This is a genomic window from Spirosoma flavum, assembly GCF_042686045.1.
GTDB lineage: Bacteria > Bacteroidota > Bacteroidia > Cytophagales > Spirosomataceae > Spirosoma > Spirosoma flavum.
On sequence record NZ_JBHUOM010000002.1, the window covers coordinates 1332088 to 1350678 of the forward strand.

15 protein-coding genes are annotated in these 18591 nt (G+C 47.7%); 12 read left to right on the top strand and 3 right to left on the bottom strand.

Annotated elements, in window-relative coordinates; all coding sequences use genetic code 11:
- Window positions 1-33 precede the first annotated feature (33 nt).
- From yidC to ACFS25_RS10970, 5 genes are all read left to right on the top strand, one after another.
- Window positions 34-1887, top strand: coding sequence for a membrane protein insertase YidC (gene yidC, locus ACFS25_RS10950; protein WP_381499914.1), 1854 nt, complete (start codon window positions 34-36; stop codon window positions 1885-1887).
- 127 nt (window positions 1888-2014) lie between these two features.
- Window positions 2015-3802, top strand: a complete 1788-nt coding sequence (locus ACFS25_RS10955) for an amino acid ABC transporter substrate-binding protein (protein ID WP_381499916.1) — start codon at window positions 2015-2017, stop codon at window positions 3800-3802.
- 71 nt (window positions 3803-3873) lie between these two features.
- Window positions 3874-5166 (top strand): glutamate-1-semialdehyde 2,1-aminomutase, encoded by a 1293-nt coding sequence (gene hemL, locus ACFS25_RS10960; protein ID WP_381499918.1) that lies wholly within the window; start codon window positions 3874-3876, stop codon window positions 5164-5166.
- 90 nt (window positions 5167-5256) lie between these two features.
- A complete protein-coding gene (locus ACFS25_RS10965) occupies window positions 5257-6264 on the top strand; it encodes a glycosyltransferase (RefSeq protein WP_381500870.1) in 1008 nt (335 codons plus the stop codon).
- 95 nt (window positions 6265-6359) lie between these two features.
- Entirely contained in the window at window positions 6360-6716 is a 357-nt protein-coding gene (locus ACFS25_RS10970; RefSeq protein WP_381499921.1) for a hypothetical protein, read from the top strand.
- 33 nt (window positions 6717-6749) lie between these two features.
- On the opposite strand, the gene ACFS25_RS10975 is transcribed toward ACFS25_RS10970, so the two are convergent.
- On the bottom strand, window positions 6750-6905 hold the full coding sequence (locus ACFS25_RS10975) for a hypothetical protein (protein WP_381499924.1): 156 nt from the start codon (window positions 6903-6905) through the stop codon (window positions 6750-6752).
- A 164-nt stretch (window positions 6906-7069) separates the two neighbouring features.
- Between ACFS25_RS10975 and hisS the strand changes: the two genes are divergently transcribed.
- Window positions 7070-8434 carry a histidine--tRNA ligase gene (gene hisS / locus ACFS25_RS10980; protein WP_381499927.1) on the top strand — a complete coding sequence of 455 codons (1365 nt, stop codon included), beginning with the start codon at window positions 7070-7072 and terminating at the stop codon, window positions 8432-8434.
- A gap of 96 nt (window positions 8435-8530) precedes the next feature.
- Here hisS and ACFS25_RS10985 read toward each other — a convergent pair whose 3' ends face one another.
- Window positions 8531-9418, bottom strand: a complete 888-nt coding sequence (locus tag ACFS25_RS10985; protein ID WP_381499930.1) for a serine kinase — start codon at window positions 9416-9418, stop codon at window positions 8531-8533.
- A gap of 280 nt (window positions 9419-9698) precedes the next feature.
- Here ACFS25_RS10985 and ACFS25_RS10990 point away from each other — a divergent pair, with 280 nt between their 5' ends.
- The 6 genes from ACFS25_RS10990 to metF all read left to right on the top strand — a co-directional run bounded on the left by ACFS25_RS10990 (window position 9699) and on the right by metF (window position 17360).
- The gene (locus ACFS25_RS10990; RefSeq protein WP_381499933.1) at window positions 9699-10142 is read left to right on the top strand and encodes a response regulator; all 444 of its coding nucleotides are present in this window, start codon (window positions 9699-9701) and stop codon (window positions 10140-10142) included.
- A 136-nt stretch (window positions 10143-10278) separates the two neighbouring features.
- Window positions 10279-11421, top strand: a complete 1143-nt coding sequence (hisC, locus tag ACFS25_RS10995; RefSeq protein WP_381499936.1) for a histidinol-phosphate transaminase — start codon at window positions 10279-10281, stop codon at window positions 11419-11421.
- 88 nt (window positions 11422-11509) lie between these two features.
- Window positions 11510-12040, top strand: coding sequence for a hypothetical protein (locus ACFS25_RS11000; protein WP_381499938.1), 531 nt, complete (start codon window positions 11510-11512; stop codon window positions 12038-12040).
- Window positions 12041-12133: 93 nt separating this feature from the next.
- On the top strand, window positions 12134-15475 hold the full coding sequence (locus ACFS25_RS11005; RefSeq protein WP_381499941.1) for a UvrD-helicase domain-containing protein: 3342 nt from the start codon (window positions 12134-12136) through the stop codon (window positions 15473-15475).
- A 23-nt stretch (window positions 15476-15498) separates the two neighbouring features.
- Window positions 15499-16350, top strand: a complete 852-nt coding sequence (locus tag ACFS25_RS11010; RefSeq protein ID WP_381499944.1) for a phosphatase PAP2 family protein — start codon at window positions 15499-15501, stop codon at window positions 16348-16350.
- Between the two features lie 50 nt (window positions 16351-16400).
- A complete protein-coding gene (gene metF, locus ACFS25_RS11015; RefSeq protein WP_381499947.1) occupies window positions 16401-17360 on the top strand; it encodes a methylenetetrahydrofolate reductase [NAD(P)H] in 960 nt (319 codons plus the stop codon).
- An 85-nt stretch (window positions 17361-17445) separates the two neighbouring features.
- Here the strand turns inward: metF and rhaT are convergent, their stop codons facing one another.
- Window positions 17446-18483, bottom strand: coding sequence for an L-rhamnose/proton symporter RhaT (rhaT, locus tag ACFS25_RS11020; RefSeq protein ID WP_381499950.1), 1038 nt, complete (start codon window positions 18481-18483; stop codon window positions 17446-17448).
- Between the last annotated feature and the right edge of the window lie 108 nt (window positions 18484-18591).

An 18591-nucleotide genomic window follows, 5' to 3' on the forward strand; every position in this document is an offset into this window, starting at 1 on the left:
TCTGGCTCGAAGGGCAAACTACAAACTATAGAAATGGATCGTAATCAAATTATTGGCATTGTCCTAATTCTGGCGATGCTGGTCGGCTACCAACTACTGGTGCCGAAACCTGCGCCCGAAAAACAGGCTGCTCAACAAACACAGACTACCAAACCGACAACTGCATCCGGGGTTGCAGCCGCTATCAATAAAGCCGAACAACCGCTTGATTCGGCTGCGGCTAAGGCTCAGTTTGGTGATTTTGCAGCCGCAGCCACTGGCCAGACCCGCGATATTGTTGTTGAGAATAAAGACATTAAAGTAACATTCAGTACGCATGGTGGACGGGTCAAAGAAGTCGTTCTAAAGAAGTACAAAACCTACGATAAGAAGCCGTTAGTGCTGATTGACGACCAAAGCAGCAAAACTCTTCTTGAATTGCCAACGAATCGGGGGAAAGTCGATTTGCATCAGCTTTATTACCAGACAACCGCTCAAAATGGCACCGTGAGTGGCCAGCCACAGCAAGTTGTCTTTCGGGCCGAGGTTGCACCCGGCCAGTCAATTGAGCAGATTTATACCATTCCCGCCGAAGGCTACGTGCTGGATTATGACCTGAAACTGGATGGGTTGAATAACACCCTCGCAACTGGCGACATTCGGTTCTTTTGGGAGGATAAGATGCGGCAGTACGAAAATGACCTGTCGAACAACCGCAGGTCGGCTACAATCGACTATCTAACTGCCGACGAGAACTTTGAGAAACTAACCGAGGGAGAAAGCAATCAGGAGGCTACGCTGCAAGAGCCGGTACAATGGTTTACCATCAAGCATAAGTACTTTCTGTCAGGTTTTGTCGCCAAAAATAGCCCACTGGCTAAAGCAACCTTCAAAACTCTGGTTGATCCGGCTGACAGCAGTGTTGTGAAAACCGCGATTGCCGACGTAATGCTGCCTATCGCCGATGTGAAAGCCGGAAAAGGACAGTATAAGTTTTACTACGGCCCGAATGATTTTCAGTTATTAGGCAGCGTAGCCCCTGAGTTCGATCAAAATGTTTACTTAGGCTACTCGGTGCTGAAACCGATTAACAAATACTTTTTTGTGCCTGTATTCAACTTCCTGGAGAAGTTTATTTCGAACTATGGGTTACTGATTATTGCGCTGGTGGTGTTTGTGAAGCTGATTCTAACACCGTTAACTTATAAGTCCTATATCAGCATGGCCAAAATGCGGGTCCTTCAGCCGGAGCTGAACGAGATGAAGGAGCGCGTTGGTGATGATATGGCGAAGCAACAGTCTGAGCAGATGAAATTGTATCAGGAGGTGGGCGTTAGTCCGTTAAGTGGCTGCATTCCGGTATTAGCGACCATGCCGATTTTGTTCTCACTATTTATGCTCTTCCCGAATTTGATTGAGCTGCGCCAAAAAACGTTCCTGTGGGCTAATGACCTGTCAACTTATGATGCGTTCATTACGTTTCCGGCTATTCCGTTCATTGGTAGTCACCTCAGTTTGTTTACGGTGCTGATGACGGCTTCGTCCATTGCCTATGCCTACTACAACAACCAAACTACGCCAACGCAGCCGGGACCTGTAAACATGAAAGCGATGAGTTATGTATTCCCGCTCATGTTTATGTTCGTGCTGAATTCATATCCGGCTGGTCTGACATTCTACTACTTTGTCTCAAACGTAGTCACGATTGCTCAACAACAGCTTATTCGCCGGTTTGTGGACGAAGATAAAATTAAAGCTGTACTGGACGAAAATCGACGCAAAAATGCAGCTGGTGAAGGTAAAAAGCCCGGTGGCTTCCAGGCGCTGTTGCAAAAACAGCTTGCCGCTGCCGATGAAGCTCGTAAACAGGCCGATGAAGCCCAAAAGAGAGCGAAGTCTAAAAAATAAAGTGAAAGCCAGATAGTGAAACGTACTGAACAAACCGTGACAACTGTTTTTATTTAGTACATCTCGTCAGTCTTCATTAACAAAAGCAGCGCGAGGGCGTTGCTTTTGTGCATTAACCCTAATAAACATGAACCCTAGGTTTAGTTGGTTTACACAGGTAGCCATTGTCTTCGCTGGGTTACTCAGTTGGCAAATTGCCACAGCGCAAGTATCGCCCGAAGCGCAGAAACGTTACACGGCGGCTGTGAAACTGGTGCAGGCGGGCGACTACGAACGCGCTAAATCAGACCTCAACTCAATTATTCAGCAGCGTGGTCCCCTGGCCCCCTATGCCAGTTACTATTATGCCATAGCCGCTTTTCGGCAGAAAAACTTTAACCAGTCCCGGTTGATGCTCAGGCAGTTGACGGAAATGGTACCGGACTGGCGAAAGATGGACGACGCCACGTATCTTTTTGCGGCCAATTGTATGGAAATGGGTCAGTATGAAGACGCAATGACATCCCTGCAAAAAATTAGCGACCCGCAACTGCGGCCTGACATTACGAAACTCGAACAGAATTTCCTGCCGCGTATTACGGATCTGAATCGGCTGAAACAGCTAAATAAGTCCTTTCCCAATGACCGCATTATAGGTCTGACGTTGATTGATCTGATTCAGCGAACGGCCAGCGACAAGGACGATCTTGAACTGTCGGACCGGCTTACAAATCGATTCGGTGTTCCCGGAGTGGCAACTTCGCAACCTACTGCAACTACGTCGCAGGTGTCGAGTACCCGCCCGGCCACATCAGTTATGCAGCCGAGCCGAAATTCTCGCCCGAAGGGTTATTATAATGTGGCTGTCATGTTTCCGTTCAGGGTAGATGAATTTGACGCTGACAAACGACTACGATCTAATCAGTACGTTTATGATCTCTACGAGGGTATTAAAATAGCAAAAAACAGGTTGCAGGAAGAAGGTATCACGGTGAATCTATTCGCTTATGATCTTGATAATGACGCCAATAAAACGCTTGAGTTGATTAACAGTCCTGCTTTTGCGCAAACAGATTTGATTATAGGGCCATTGTATATAGAGCCAAACCGAATTGCATCGGCTTATGCGAATCAAAACAATATTCTGCACCTGAATCCCATTGCTACCAGTAGTGATTTGGTGGTCAATCAACCGATGTCGTTTCTGGCGCAGCCATCTATGAATCAACAGGCGCAGAAAGTTGCCGAACAAGCTCGAAATCTTAACGGCACACACCGGGCGGTAATCTATTTTGGTTCGACACGCAAAGACTCATTACTTGCCGTTGCCTATCAGGCTGAGTTAAAGCGGCAAAATTATCAGATTGTTGATTTTAGGAAGGTGAGTGGTTCGGCTCAGGCAATGGCCAACGCTATGCAGTTTGCCGGAACACCTGCGGCAACGCGCTCGATAGTTACCGATTCCCAACCAGCGGGTATTTCAATTGGCCATATTTTTTTAGCGAGTAGCAATGATGATGATGGTGTTCGGGTGCTCGAAGCATTAAGTCGCCGACGGGTAGTAGGGCCGTTGATTGCAACCGCTTCTGCTTTCGATTTCTATAAAAACCCAGTGTCAACCTTTACCCGTCGGGACTTATATTTATTGTATCCCGACTTTATTGACTCATCCCGGGAGCCGGTCAGTATGTTTCAGGAAGAATATGTTGCCAAACGCAATACCATCCCATCCGTATTCGCGAGTGAAGGCTACGACATGATGCTTTTTTTTGGTCGCCAACTGGCAAAAAACGGTTTACAGTCCCGTAATCGTAGCGGCCTTCACTCTGACACAGACGATTACTTATTATCGGGTTTCGATTATACACAAAGTAATGAAAATCAAATCGTTCCTATCGTAAAATACGAAGATGGGCGGTTTATAAAAGTCAATTAAAGAGCGAACGAGCGGAATCGGACCCCCAACGGAAGGTGGTACAGGTTTCGCTCGTTCGCTCTTTCGCCATTATGACAACGAGCGAACAACTGTTTGAAAAAGCCAAAACGCTGATTCCCGGTGGGGTTAACTCACCCGTACGGGCGTTTCGTGCTGTGGGTGGTACACCCCTTTTTATCAAGTCGGCAAAAGGCCCGTACCTGTATGATGAGGATGGACAGCAGTACATTGAACTAATCAATTCGTGGGGACCTATGATTCTGGGTCACGCGTTTGAACCCGTCGAAAAAGCCGTTCGTGATGCCATTCAGCACTCATTTTCGTTTGGAGCACCCACCCGGAAAGAAGTCGAAATGGCCGAGCTAATTACCAACATGGTACCTTCGGTAGAAATGGTTCGGATGGTTAATTCCGGTACTGAGGCTACGATGTCGGCTATCCGCGTAGCGCGTGGATTTACGGGTCGCGATAAACTAATTAAGTTTGAAGGGTGCTATCACGGGCACGGCGACTCATTCCTGATTGCGGCTGGCAGCGGTGCCATGACGATGGGCATTCCCGATAGTCCGGGCGTTACAAAAGCAACGGCAGCCGATACACTTACCGCGCCTTTCAACGATCTCGCTGCCGTTGAGGTGTTGCTGGACAATAATCACAACCAAGTGGCGGCTATTATTCTGGAGCCGGTGGTTGGTAATATGGGTTGCGTTTTACCCGAAGCTGGTTTTCTTGAAGGCATTCGCACGCTCTGCGACAAACACAGCGTTGTGTTGATTTTCGACGAAGTAATGACGGGTTTCCGGCTCGCAAAGGGGGGAGCGCAGCAACTTTTTGGCATTACTCCCGATCTGACCACAATGGGGAAAATCATTGGGGGCGGAATGCCCGTTGGTGCCTACGGTGGACGCGCTGACATTATGAACATGGTAGCGCCCGCTGGTCCAGTCTATCAGGCAGGTACACTATCGGGAAACCCGATTGCCATGTCGGCGGGATTAGCCATGTTGCATTACTTAAACGATCATCCGGAAGTCTACACACGGCTGGAGGAAATTGGTCAAAAGCTTACTGATGGTTTCCGGGCTGGTTTGCAGAAAGCTGGGTTAAATTACACGATAAATCATATTGGCTCCATGTTCACTCTGTTTATGACCGAGCGGTCTGTAACGAACTTCACGGAAGCTAAATCCTGTGATTTGCCTTTGTTTGGCCGGTATTTCCACGCCATGCTGAAACGGGGCGTGTATCTGGCTCCCTCGCAGTTTGAGAGCCTGTTTCTGTCAACCGCGCTCACTGACGAGTTGGTGACACAAGTTATTCAGGCGAATGAAGAAAGCCTTATGGAAGCAACGTCACTTGGATAATGCAGTCGTGTGAATGAAGCACAAGTTTCAAGCTTTCTTAAATCTGCGTTAAACCACTCGATCTGCATCATCCGTGTTCTATAGAAAATGCTGCGTTTCTCTGTTATTATTCCCGTCTTTAATCGCCCTGACGAACTGCGCGAATTGCTGGTTAGTCTAACCAAACAGACAGACCAGAATTTTGAAGTACTGGTCATTGAAGATGGATCAACTAACAAGGCTGATAGGGTTGTGGCCCAATTTTCGAACCAACTCGATATTCGTTATTTCATTAAAGAAAACTCAGGTCAGGGTTTTACCCGAAACTATGGTTTCGAGCGGGCTACAGGTGACTACTTTGTAATTTTCGATTCTGACGCGCTCGTTCCCCCACATTATTTTTCCGTCGTCAACCAGCAACTGGAAGACGGCTGGCTCGATGCCTATGGCGGTCCCGATGCCGCTCACCCTGATTTTACGGCCATTCAAAAAGCCATCAGCTATTCGATGACCTCACCGTTCACGACTGGTGGGATTCGGGGAAGCAAAAAGAATCTTGGCGGTACTTACCATCCACGTAGTTTCAATATGGGACTTTCTCGAACCGTCTGGGAAACGATTGGTGGTTATAAACTAAGTCGGATGGGGGAGGATATTGAGTTTGCTATTCGAATTATTGACAATGGCTTCCGCACCGGGCTGATTACCAACGCGTTCATCTACCACAAACGTCGGACAAATTTCGGGCAGTTTTTTCGTCAACTGCGTTTCTTTGGCCGCGCCCGCATCAACATCTCACGGTATTACTCAGCTGAATTGAAGCTCGTCCATGCGATCCCAGCTGCGTTTACACTATTTGCGTTCTCGGTACCTGTTTGGGCGTTAATAAGTCCCGTTTTATTTGGGATAGCAGTCGGTATATTGGCACTCATTTCACTACTTATTTTTATTGATGCTACCCGGAAAGAAAAAAGCCTAAAAGTGGGTTTATTAAGCGTAATTGCTGCGTTTGTGCAGTTGACGGGTTATGGCCTGGGTTTTCTTAGCGAAGGATGGAAACGGCTAAAAGAACCGAAAGGATTTCGCGAAACAGGCGCTACTATTGAGTATCCTTCTTAACGGGATTCGATGAGGGGTAAATGTTGAGTTAATGGTCACGAAACACACTATTATAACGTTATTTATTAAACTCATTTCATACCTATAATTGCTCTATGGCAAAGCTTGCTAAACCACCCGGTCAACGATTAGTGCAACGCATGAGCACCCGGACAAAGGGGCTGATTGTGGCCCCGCTGGGTCTGCTTCTGTTTAGTGTAGGCTTATGTGTGTTTAGCGAAGCGGCTGAGGCAAAACATATGGGTGCTCCGTTTCGGCAGTGGTTTTTGTGGGGTAGCTATAGTTTTATTCTACTAAATGGCGGCTTACTGTTATTTGGGCAGGCTGTGCGTTACCGGGCTCAACTGGACTATCGCCGGTTTGTGCGCCGGGAACTCAAAAAGCGGGATCGCGAATGGGCACGCTTGCGCCCAAAACGAAAAGCCTCACCGGGTAAGGGTGAGGCTAAATAAGATTCAGTCTCTTTCGTTGACTGGGGTACTTGTTTACGCTGCTTTCTTCTCGGCAAACGACGCCTTGATAGCTTCTACATCTACATTCTTGATGGTTGGCTTACGCAGCAATTGTTTGATAGCGTTGACTTTATTCGTAGCGATAGCCCGGTTTCGGCGAGCCTTACGCTTTAGTTCTGTTACTCCCATGATTGTATCTTTTTAACGTGTCAGTTCAAAATCAGAGCGCAAAACTAGTGTTTTTCCTCGGTTTTTGAAAGTGTCACCCGTTAAAATCCGTATTTTTGCGCCCTGAAAAGCCGCATGTATCTAATATGGCTGCAAAAGCGGACTAGAACCCGTGTTACATTTCTATGCAAAAACCAACTTTGCCGAAAGGCACCCGTGATTTTGGGCCGGAGCAAATGCGCAAACGGCTTTTTATTCTCGATACTATTCGCCAGACATTCCAACGATTTGGTTTTCAACCCATAGAAACGCCGTCGATGGAGAACCTGTCAACGCTGACAGGAAAGTATGGAGACGAAGGTGACCAACTTCTCTTTAAAATCCTCAATTCCGGTGATTTTGCCGCTAGCCTGACTGAACTTGATCTGGCCTCAGGATCTAAAAAAATAACGCCGAAAATTGCCGAAAAGGGGCTACGGTACGACCTGACGGTACCGTTTGCCCGCTACGTGGTCATGAACCGGAATGACCTCACGATGCCCTTTAAACGGTACCAGATGCAACCCGTCTGGCGGGCTGACCGACCACAGAAAGGCCGCTATCGCGAGTTTTATCAGTGCGATGCTGATGTGGTGGGAACGGACTCATTACTCTGCGAAGCTGAAATTGTCCTGATGATTCATGAGGTTTTCCGAAATCTGACTATTCAGGATTTCACCGTTAAAATTAATAATCGCAAGATTCTGGCGGGTATTGCCGAGGTGATTGGCGTGCCGGGGCAGGAAGGAACCTTATCTGTTGCTATTGATAAACTGGATAAAATCGGTAAAGAGAAAGTGTTGGACGAATTACGCGGACGTGGTTTTTCGGACGATACAATTGCCAAGCTTGAGCCCTTGTTTTCGTTCGATACGCCAGACGCTACACAGGTGCTCGATCAACTGAAAACCTGGCTCTCGACGTCAGACACTGCGCTTCAGGGTATAGCCGAACTTGACGAAACGCTTCAATTTGTCGAGCAATATGGCCTATCCAACATCCATGTTGAGATCGACCCGACGCTCGCGCGGGGACTTTCTTACTATACAGGAGCCATTTTTGAAGTCAAAGCCAATGGTGTAAGTATTGGTAGTGTCAGTGGGGGAGGGCGCTACGACAATCTGACCGGAGCGTTTGGAATGCCCGGCTTGTCGGGTGTTGGTATCTCGTTTGGGGTGGATCGGATTTATGACGTGATGGACGAGTTGAACCTGTTTCCGGCGAGTGCTGGTCAGGGGACGCAAGTACTTATTGTGCCATTCGATACCGAAGCCCGTGCGGTGGCCTTGCCGTTGTTAAGTCAACTTCGGGCGGCTAATATTGCTGCAGAAGTATATCCTGATCTGGCAAAAGTGAAGAAAATGATGGATTATGCCAATGCAAAAAATATTCCATTTGTGGTGTTGATTGGCTCAGAAGAGGTTCAAACGGGTGTATTGGCACTCAGGAATATGGTGACTGGTGAACAGCATAAAGTAACGGCGGAGGAATTGTTGCAAAGACTCAGTTGAATTAGCGTAAGACAGTACCAATGGCGATAGCGGGAAGTTTATTAAAGCTTCCCGTTTTTTAAGGCTAGTTTGCTAAAACGAATGCTTACAGACAAGTTAAAATGCTTGCACAAACTGCGCCAAAGCCTCAAAACCGTCGGGCCTTTTTAGTTGATTAATAGTGGCAAACTGCGCGATTTTTAATGCATCCGTAAAATGCTTTTGCAGATACGTACTTGTTAAAAGTTGAATGGGCAGTGGAAAGTGTTTCAATAATTCAACCGGCGCTAATAAGGGTTTGATAGACTCATTTTTTTTGCGGGAATTGGCGGGATAGAGTAAGGTTATGTTTTTTAGCGGAGTAGGCGTTTGAGGGAAGTCTGATAACGGTTGCATGACTAAAAATTTGCTTGCTCCCTCAAAAGATGGCTTAAGCGTTGATCTGTCTATTTTCAGACCATTAACCGTATTCTCCCAAATTTTGTACTGCCCAAACCCAGGAACCACGAATGGCTTAGTATTAATTAATTTAATAGCCACTAAGTCATCGGTTAGCACTGTGTGGCCTGCCTTCCCAAACGCTGCCGCCGTGGTTGATTTTCCCGCACCGGGTATTCCCAAAAATACAGATGAATTATTTCCTATTTTGACTGCACTTCCGTGCAAAAGAAATAAGCCTCGTTGATAGAGCAGCAGACCAATTACTTCACTAAGCAGAAACAGGCGTAACGTTCCTATATCGGCTCCCAAATTTTGATAGACAATTTCTTTTCCTTCTGAAACGCTGAATTTTCCAACTCCCTCCCAATCCAATAGAAGACGTGTATCGGCTACACCAAATTTAGCCATCACACCACGGCGATGGATTCGCGTAGGTCGATTTGCTTTTTCGGGAATGGCCCCTTCCTTTATAAGAACGTCTGTTGCTGCTGTTGAGTCTTGTAAAACCCCGTTAAAATCTACTTCTGTTTCAATTGTTAAGCCAAAAGCAAGGTATTTGTTCATCGTTACTTTCAGCCAATTACAAGTATTCACTTGTCTTTTAGGCAAGTTTAATTTACTTCAAAAGTAGACAAAATACTTTTTTACAGGCTTTTTACTTTTTAGTGTATTCTGCCTAATGGCTGAAGCGGACAATATTTGCCTTCCGGGAAGCCCTCTCTACGCTGTTCACTAAAGTAGCTTGAAGCTAGGTTTACTAAGCTGTCAATAGGTCGGTAAGTTAATAAATGAGTGCATTTCCTGTAAAAGCGACTACCTTGTCTACTTAGCCTCCCCGTAACATATGAAGCCTCAATTTCTAGTTCTAGTCGTGGACGATGATATATTGCTTACTGATATCTTAAATCGTGCTTCGCGAAGCAGTTTTCCCGAGGCTACATTTATTCAGGTTCACAGCTCTACCGAAGCTAAAAAGTATATAGAAGACTTGGATGGGTATGGGCCAAAACTAGTTTTACTGGATATTAATTTACAAGACAAAGTGAGCGGGTTGGACTTTTTAGCCTTCCTGCGTGCCTACAGCCAAACCCGATTTCTGCCGGTTGTTATGCTCACTGCCAGTCAATTGCCTCAAGATATTGAGACCGCCTATACATTTGGGGCTTCTTCATTTACAGTTAAACCCTTTAGTTATGAGGACTGGAGAGTGTATTTAAGTAATTTACGGCTCTATTGGTTTGAAACGGTTACGTTACCGGCAATCAGATTTCATAGAGCAAGTAACTAGTACAGTTCGTTTGTGGCTATTTTAAGTAAGTAACAGACAAGTCTACGTCTTCCTGCTAGCGTTGTTTAGTCGCGAAACTGGTTAGGTCGGATTGAACACGGTATATTTGCGTAAGTTTTACGTGATATTTATCCAAATGTTTAGTCTCAATAGTGTCCTCCGCCCGCACATTCTGACCCTGATGCCTTACTCCTCCGCTCGTGATGAGTATACCGGTAAAGAGGGGACGTTCCTGGATGCAAATGAAAATCCACTGGGTTCCACAACAACTCAGGGTGACTATAACCGCTATCCTGACCCGCACCAATGGGCCATAAAGCAGCGTCTGTCACCCATTAAAGGCGTGCGTCCGGGACAAATTTTTCTGGGCAACGGTTCCGACGAACCCATTGACCTGCTGGTCCGGGCTACTTGTGTACCCGGCGCAGATTCTCAAGCGTCGGACAGTATCCTGATCATGCCCCCAACCTACGGGATGTATGAAGTTTCGGCTGCAATAAATGATGTGGACATCATTAAAGTCCCCTTAACGCCCGACTTTCAGGTAGATACTGACGCGGTGTTGGCGGCAATGACGGCAAACACGAAAATCATCTGGTTGTGTTCGCCCAACAATCCATCGGGCAATTTGCTTCAAGCGGAGGCCATTCGTACAATTCTCGACGCAGCCCAGCAATCGTTAGTAATTGTCGATGAAGCTTACATCGACTTCGCTGACACGCCTTCCTGGACGAGTGAATTGGATAAATATCCTAACTTGGTCGTTCTGCAAACCTTCTCAAAAGCCTGGGGACTAGCGGCTCTACGGCTCGGTATGTGCTTTGCGTCGGAGGAATTGATCCGGGTGATAAACAAAATTAAACCGCCCTATAATATCTCGGCACCCACGCAGACGCTGGCACTCGAAGCCCTAAATCATGAGGCCGAAAAGAACGAAATGGTCAGGCAAATCTTGGCTGAACGGCAGAATTTAGCCGAAAATCTGCGTTCTTTGCCTTCGGTGAAGGTCGTGCACCCGTCTGACGCTAATTTTCTACTGGTGCAATTTGTCGATGCAGCCGCTACGTTTGAGTATCTCATTGAGCAGCAAGTAATTGTTCGCGACCGTTCCAAGGTGAAGCTATGCGATGGCTGTCTGCGTATTTCGGTTGGAACGCCAGACGAGAATGAACGACTGTTGGCCGTTCTCCGGCAGATGAAAGACGCTCCTTCGTCAATAAATTTGCCGCTCGGAACGGGTGACGAAGCAACAAGACCGGAACTTGTTTCAACTACCTGACTTTCCTCGAATTTATAATTATAACCACTTAGTCTGTTACGTCAACCGGAACGCATAGTCTAAGAAAGATTCATTTTTACTTTGCTTTATGAGAAAATTATTTTTGGTTATGTCATTGGCTCTATTGAGCTCGTTAATGACATTGAATGCTGCCCAGGCGCAGTACAATAACTGGTCGGTGGGGTTCCGTGTTGGCGAACCATCGGGCATAAATATTCGCAAATATTTTGGCGGCAATCATGCGTTCGACCTAAATATTGGCACCTATGGCGGGCTGTATGGCACCAAGCGTAGTTACCGCTCCGGCGAGTATAAAAACGTCGGACTGACCATCCAGGGCCATTTTCTTTGGCACACCGCCCTTACCAAAAGCGAAAGTCTTCGGGCATACTACGGTTTTGGTGGGCAGATCAACAACCGCCGGTATTACCCACCCCGGCTGAATGGCGAATACGAAAACGCGTTGTCATTGGGAGGTTCTGGTATTGGCGGACTAGAGTTTTTTCCGGCTAGTAAACCCTATTCATTTTTTCTGGAAACGGGTGCCTACGTCGAAGTCCTTCAAGCCCCATTTTTCCTGAGTTTGAATACGGGTTTGGGGTTGCGTTATAATTTTTAAACGTGCTACGTGAGTAAGGTATAAGTACCTGATGTGAAAATAGTATGTTTCCGTCAGACACTTATACATTACTCACGTAGCAAGGTAGGACCTATGTTCAAGATTTACAGTTCTTCGGCGGGATCGGGAAAAACGTACACGCTTACCAAAGAGTATCTCAAACTGGCGTTGCGACCGGGTGAGCAGGACGGCTATTTTCGGCATATTCTGGCGGTAACATTTACGAATGCAGCCGCCAACGAGATGAAGAATCGGATCCTGAAGAATCTATCCGAAATCGCCGGAGCGGGCGAATCGCCCTTGCTAAACGAACTGGTCGTTGAACTCTACGATACGCCATCGGGCACCGATTTATTTGAGATAGCCAAAGCCGATTTACGCCGAAAAGCATCATCTGTTTTCAAAACAATTCTGCACCGTTACGCCGATTTTAGTGTAACAACGATTGATTCCTTCACGCAGCGCATCGTGATGGCATTTACCGACGAACTTGGTTTGCCCTATTCATTTGAAGTTGAACTGGAAACCGATGAAGTCCTCGAACTAGCCATCGATAATCTCATTGAAAAAGCAGGTACCGACGAGATGGGCGAGATAACGACCATTTTGAGCGAGTATTATGCTCACACCGCTACCGAAGGCAAAAGCTGGAACCAACTTCCCGAACTGCTTAAAGAGTTTGGCCGCAACCTGACTTCCGATCAATTTTACGAGGCTGTCAACGCGGCTCAAGAGTTATCGCCGGGTGCTTTACGAGCCATTCGGGCACAGTTGCTGGCCCATAATCAACAGGTCGAAACCGAGATTGTCGGGCATGGGAAACGGGCCTGGGAGCTAATTATGGATGCGGGGCTAGACGAAAGCGATTTTGCTTACGGCGCTAGTGGAATTGGTGGTTATTTTAAGGCCGTTGCCGAGGGCGACGCTTACAAAACCACTAACTCGTATCATCGAAAGGCTATTGATAATGGGCAGTGGGGTACCAAAAAAACGCCCATGCTTGTGATGGGAATCATTGACAGTATCGCTGATGGTCTTTGTGATTGTTTTGGGCAAATCGGTACGATCCGTGACGAACATGGTCTTCAGGTTACGCTGTTCGACTGTCTATTACCGCATTTGCAGAAGCTGGCTTTGCTGAAACAAATGCGGGTGGAATTCGACGATTTGTTACAGAAAGATGGTCGGGTACACATCTCCGAATTCAACAAAAAAATTCTGAGTATAGTCGCGTCGGAGCCAGTGCCATTTCTGTACGAACGACTGGGCACCAAATACAATCATATTCTGATCGATGAGTTTCAGGATACTTCCCGGCTGCAATTTGCCAACCTGTTGCCCCTCATCGAAAATTCGCTGGGTTTCCAGCATTTCAACCTCGCTGTAGGTGATGGCAAACAGGCCATTTATCGGTTCCGGGGGGGCGATATGGATCAGATTGTAGCCTTGCACCGGAAGGATTTGGATAGCCTGAAACAGGCGCACAATCCTGGCTCCTGGACCGCCGACCGCATCGATATGCTCGACGGGCATTTGCAGGAAGCACTGCTCGATACCAATTGGCGAAGTGCCGAACCGATTGTTCGATTCAATAATGATTTCTTTGAATTCACGGCTCGCAAGTTTGAAAGCCAGCACCCAAAAGTAGCCGAGGTATTCGACGCTGAACAGCAATTTCATCAAAAGGCTCAGCCCGATGCGCACACAGCCGGTCATGTACAGATTGACTTTGTTGCGAAGGATGAGGAATCGGATAAGGACCTCACGGCTCAGATGCTCGAAAAAACCATTGAGCATCTGGAGAAAGCACTGGCTGACGGCTATCAGTACGGCGACATTGCGATTCTTTGTCGCAAGAAAGTTCATGCCAAAGCCTTAGCTAATGAGCTGAATGCTAAACGAATTCCGTTGGTTTCTGCCGATTCGCTATCTCTTGAGTTTTCGGACCCGGTCAAATGGCTGGTAACGCTGATGCAGTTACTCCAACGACCCGACCAGCGGCTCCTTCGGTATGAATTGCTGTATCTGTTTCATCGCGTAGTGCAGGGTATTTTTCCGGACGATACGCTGACGGGAAAACTACGGATAGTAGCCGAGAGTGATATTGATGCTCTGTACACGTACCTCGCCGATGAGGGCTATCCACTCGATCCTTACGCGCTGGGACAACTAAATCCCTACGAATTGGCCGAGCGATTAACAGCCCAGTTTAATTTGTTTAATCAAGCGGAACACAACCCGTTTTTGTTTCGATTCCTGGACGAAGTACTGGCCTTCAATCAGAAACGTAATGGACACCTAAGTGATTTTCTGCTATACTGGGAGAGCGTCCGGCAGAAAATTTCGGTGGAGGGTAATGCCCGTAATGCCGTCAGTATCCAGACTGTTCACAAGTCGAAGGGTCTGGAGTTTCCGGTTGTCATTATTCCGTTTGCTAACTGGAAAGTGGAGCCCATCAATGACAGTACGATCTGGCTCAACCTGGCCGATATTCAAACGGATGCGCTAACCCACAAAAATAGCTCTGGCCAACTTACCCGGTTACTGTCGGCCCCAGCGCATACAACCAGCAAACTGCGGGGTGCCCCTGGTTCAATTGCGGTCCAGTATGAGGATGAGTTGACCCGCACATTTCTGGAGAATATGAACCTGCTCTATGTGGCCTTTACCCGCCCAACGGATCGGCTTTATATTATCAGTGAGGCAAAAGACTTTAGCAAAGGCCAGCAAAACACAATTAGCCACTGGCTACATGCTTTTTTGCGTGATAGCGAGGTGGCCCGTACGTGCGGCTGTGCGTGGCAGGACGGGCAGTTTAGTTATCCGATTAGTTTGTGTGCTGATGCCTTTTCGCACCATAAAGCCGATGAAATGCTTGACGAAATTACGCTTGACGAGATCATTAGCGGGCACCGGGGGCAGGATTTGCAACTGCGTCGTCAGGCAGACCGCATGTTCGACGTAGCGACGTTTGAGCGCACCCGCGAACGGGATCGCAAGCTATGTGCGGCCCTGAGCCTGATTAAAGGCCCCGAGAGTGTTGACAGCGTACTTCGGCAACTCGTCAGTGAGGGGCTTGTCCGGCAGGTCGAATGCGATGAATTAAAGCAAAGCCTATTCGCTATCGTATCTCATCCTGCCTTGTCGTCGCTGTTTGATTCGACTCTTCGCATTGATACGGATCGCAGTATACTGAGCAGTAAACGCGTACATGGCGCGCCCCACCGCGTTGTGCACTATCCCGATGGACACATTATTCTGGTACAATATGAGTCGGTAGCAGCTTCCTCACCGGAGGTTTTGCCCTCACAAACGGCTAATCCAGTCGATTCGCTGCGGTACTTTACGAACTTGTATCGCGACATGGGTTTTCCCGAAGTCGAAGGGCGGTTAGTTTATCTGGCCAACGAGCCGGAGGTAGTGCGGGTGGTTTAACAATGAATGATATTAACTGTACGATGTATTATCAAAAAAAATCTTACCGAAATAAGTTTGTAGGCTTATTTTTCCTGTTTCCTGTTTCACTCTTCATTCACCCTGCCTTTGCTCAATCACCTTATGCGTTAAAGACCGGACGCGAACTTACATTATTGGGTGCTGGTGTTGTAACATTGGGAGCGTCAGCCGCACTTAATTCGACCATCGACCCCCTTACCATAGCTGAAATTGCTGCCCTTGATCGATCCGATATCAATGCCTTCGACCGGAAAGCCACCTTTCATTGGTCAACGTCTGCCGGTCGCCTGAGTGACGTGACGCTGCTGGGCAATGTGGCGGTGGTGGGTTTACTCACACTCGGCACCAAACCAATGCGGCAGGATATTAAAACGGTGGCCGTTATGTACATCGAAACAATTGCTCTGGCAAGTGGTGTCGAACGTACGATCAAAGCCATCACGCAGCGCACCCGACCATTTGTCTACAACGCTGCTGCTCCATTAGATGAAAAAATCACGCGCGATGCCCGCCAATCATTTTTTTCGGGACACGCGACCAATGCGTTTGCCACAGCGGTTTTTACCGGCGAAGTGTTCCGGCATTATTTCCCACACTCACGGTTGAAACCTGTCGTTTGGGTGGGCGCGCTGGGCCTGGCAACGGCAACCTGTGTGCTGCGTTACGAAGGGGGACTACACTATCCATCCGATTTGCTGGCTGGTGCCGCATTCGGGTCGTTGGTGGGATGGGGAATCCCGAAACTGCATGAGGTCAAAAATCGAAGTGAGCTGGGACGCCGGTTCGACGTGCAACCTTGGAGTAATGGTTCCGCCAACGGAATTTACATGCGATTAGCGGTGTTTTCCCGTTAACATTAAACCCCTACTGTCTGGCATTATTACCCGGCAAGCGTACTTGACTAATGACTAAAATTACCGATCATATTAAAATTGCCAACGGCAAACCTATTTTTTCGATTGAAGTTATTCCGCCCATCAAAGGTGATAATCTAAAGAGTTTGCTCGACAATATTGAGCCGCTGATGGAGTTCAAGCCGCCGTTTATTGACGTTACGTATCACCGCGAAGAATACATCGAACGGCCAATGCCCGATGGAACAATTCAGAAAATTGTGACGCGCAAACGTCCGGGTACGGTGGGGATCTGTGCCGCCATTATGCACCGGTTTGGCATTGATGCCGTACCGCATGTGCTTTGTGGAGGCTTCAGCCGTGAAGAAACTGAAGACTTCCTGATTGATCTGCATTACCTCGGTATCGACAATGCGCTGGTACTCCGGGGCGATCCGGCCAAACCGTTTACCACCTTCAAGGCAAAAGAGAATGGGTACACGTATGCCAGTGAATTAGTTGAGCAAGTAGCCAATATGAACCGGGGGCTTTATCTACACGAAGAAGATACGGCCCTGGCCCCCAGCAATTTCTGCATTGGTGTGGCGGCTTACCCCGAAAAACATTTCGAGGCTACCGACCACGCTTCGGACTTTCGGTACCTGAAACAGAAAATCGAAAAGGGTGCGGACTACATTGTAACGCAGATGTTTTTCGATAATAAGAAGTACCTTGATTTCGTTGATCGCTGTCGGCAGGAGGGTATCACCGTGCCGATTGTTCCGGGCTTAAAACCACTCAGCACCCGTAAACAACTCCAGATTTTACCTAAGCTTTTCCATTTAGAGATGCCCGACGATCTTGTTCGGGCCGTTGAAGCCTGCGAGAACGATCAGCAGGCTCGGCAAGTGGGTGTAGAGTGGTGTATTCAGCAGTGCCGCGAACTGGTGGCGGCTGGTGCGCCGGTGTTACACTTTTACACGATGGGCAAAGCCGACAACGTGATGAAGATCGCGAAGGAAGTATTTTGATAATCGGTTAAGCTAATAAATAGGGCTGCCTCTCACTATAGACGCAGCCCTATTTATTAGCTTAACCGGCTAGATTTACCAAACTCTACTCGGCCAGATAATTTCCGATGCCAACGACAACCGTTGAGAAAACGACCAGCGTGATGCCCAGGGTGATGGTGCGCATAGTAGATTTATTGGCCCCACGCCATTCGTGCAAATAGAGTCCCCAAAAACTACTGAAAGCGATAATGAACGCCATGTGGAGCGTCCAGCCCGAAAATCGGTATTCGCCCATTTTACTGTCACCCATGCCGTAGAAAAAGAACTGAAAATACCAGGTAAAACCGGCTAAGGCGCAGAAAATAACATTCGTCAGAATAGGTGTCGAGGTGTTGGTGTAATCGGTATACGTACGGTTACGGATATTCAGGTAGATGGTCCAGATGATGTTGGTCGTCAGGCCGCCGAGGAGAATAATTACCAGCGCGGCATTGTTCATGTAAAGGGGGTCCGTTCCGGCTTTAACCGCCGACTCTGCAATGGGTTGCCCGGCTGTAAGACCGAAAGACATGCAGGCACTCATAACGCCGGAAAAAACCGCAACCAGTAGCCCTTTCCGAAGATCGAATTCCTTAATAACGGCCTTCTTTTGTTCCTCCGACAAGGATCGCTCTTTCATCATTCCGGCGATACCACAAATGGAGATACCCAGTACGCAGACAGCCAGTCCCAGCATAATGACCTGCCCGGAGGTGGTGCTGACGAGTTTCCCGAATTCGCCCTGCCAAATGGGTGGCACCAATGTGCCAAAGACAGCACAAAGTCCCAGCGTTACAGCCATGCCTAGTGACAAGCCAAGATAGCGCATGGCCAAGCCAAACGTTAATCCGCCGAAACCCCATAAAACACCCCAAAAATAAGTCCAGAGTAAGGTTTCAGTAGGTATCTGCGCCAGCACGCCAAATAGATTCGAGACCGTGAGTGACCCCATCAGCAACGGGGCTGCTAACCAGGAAAATAGTCCGCCCACGAGCCAATAACTTTCCCAGGCCCATCCACGAACTTTTTTATAAGGTAAGTAAAAACTACCGGAGGCAAATCCTCCTATTGCATGAAAGACAACACCCAATAATACAGCCACTTTTTCTTTGTTTTTTCCAAATATATCCCGTCCTATTACTGAAACTTACCTGCTCTCTCCTGTGCTGTTGCCAGATTGAGACGACAATAAAGACCTAATTTTTTTATT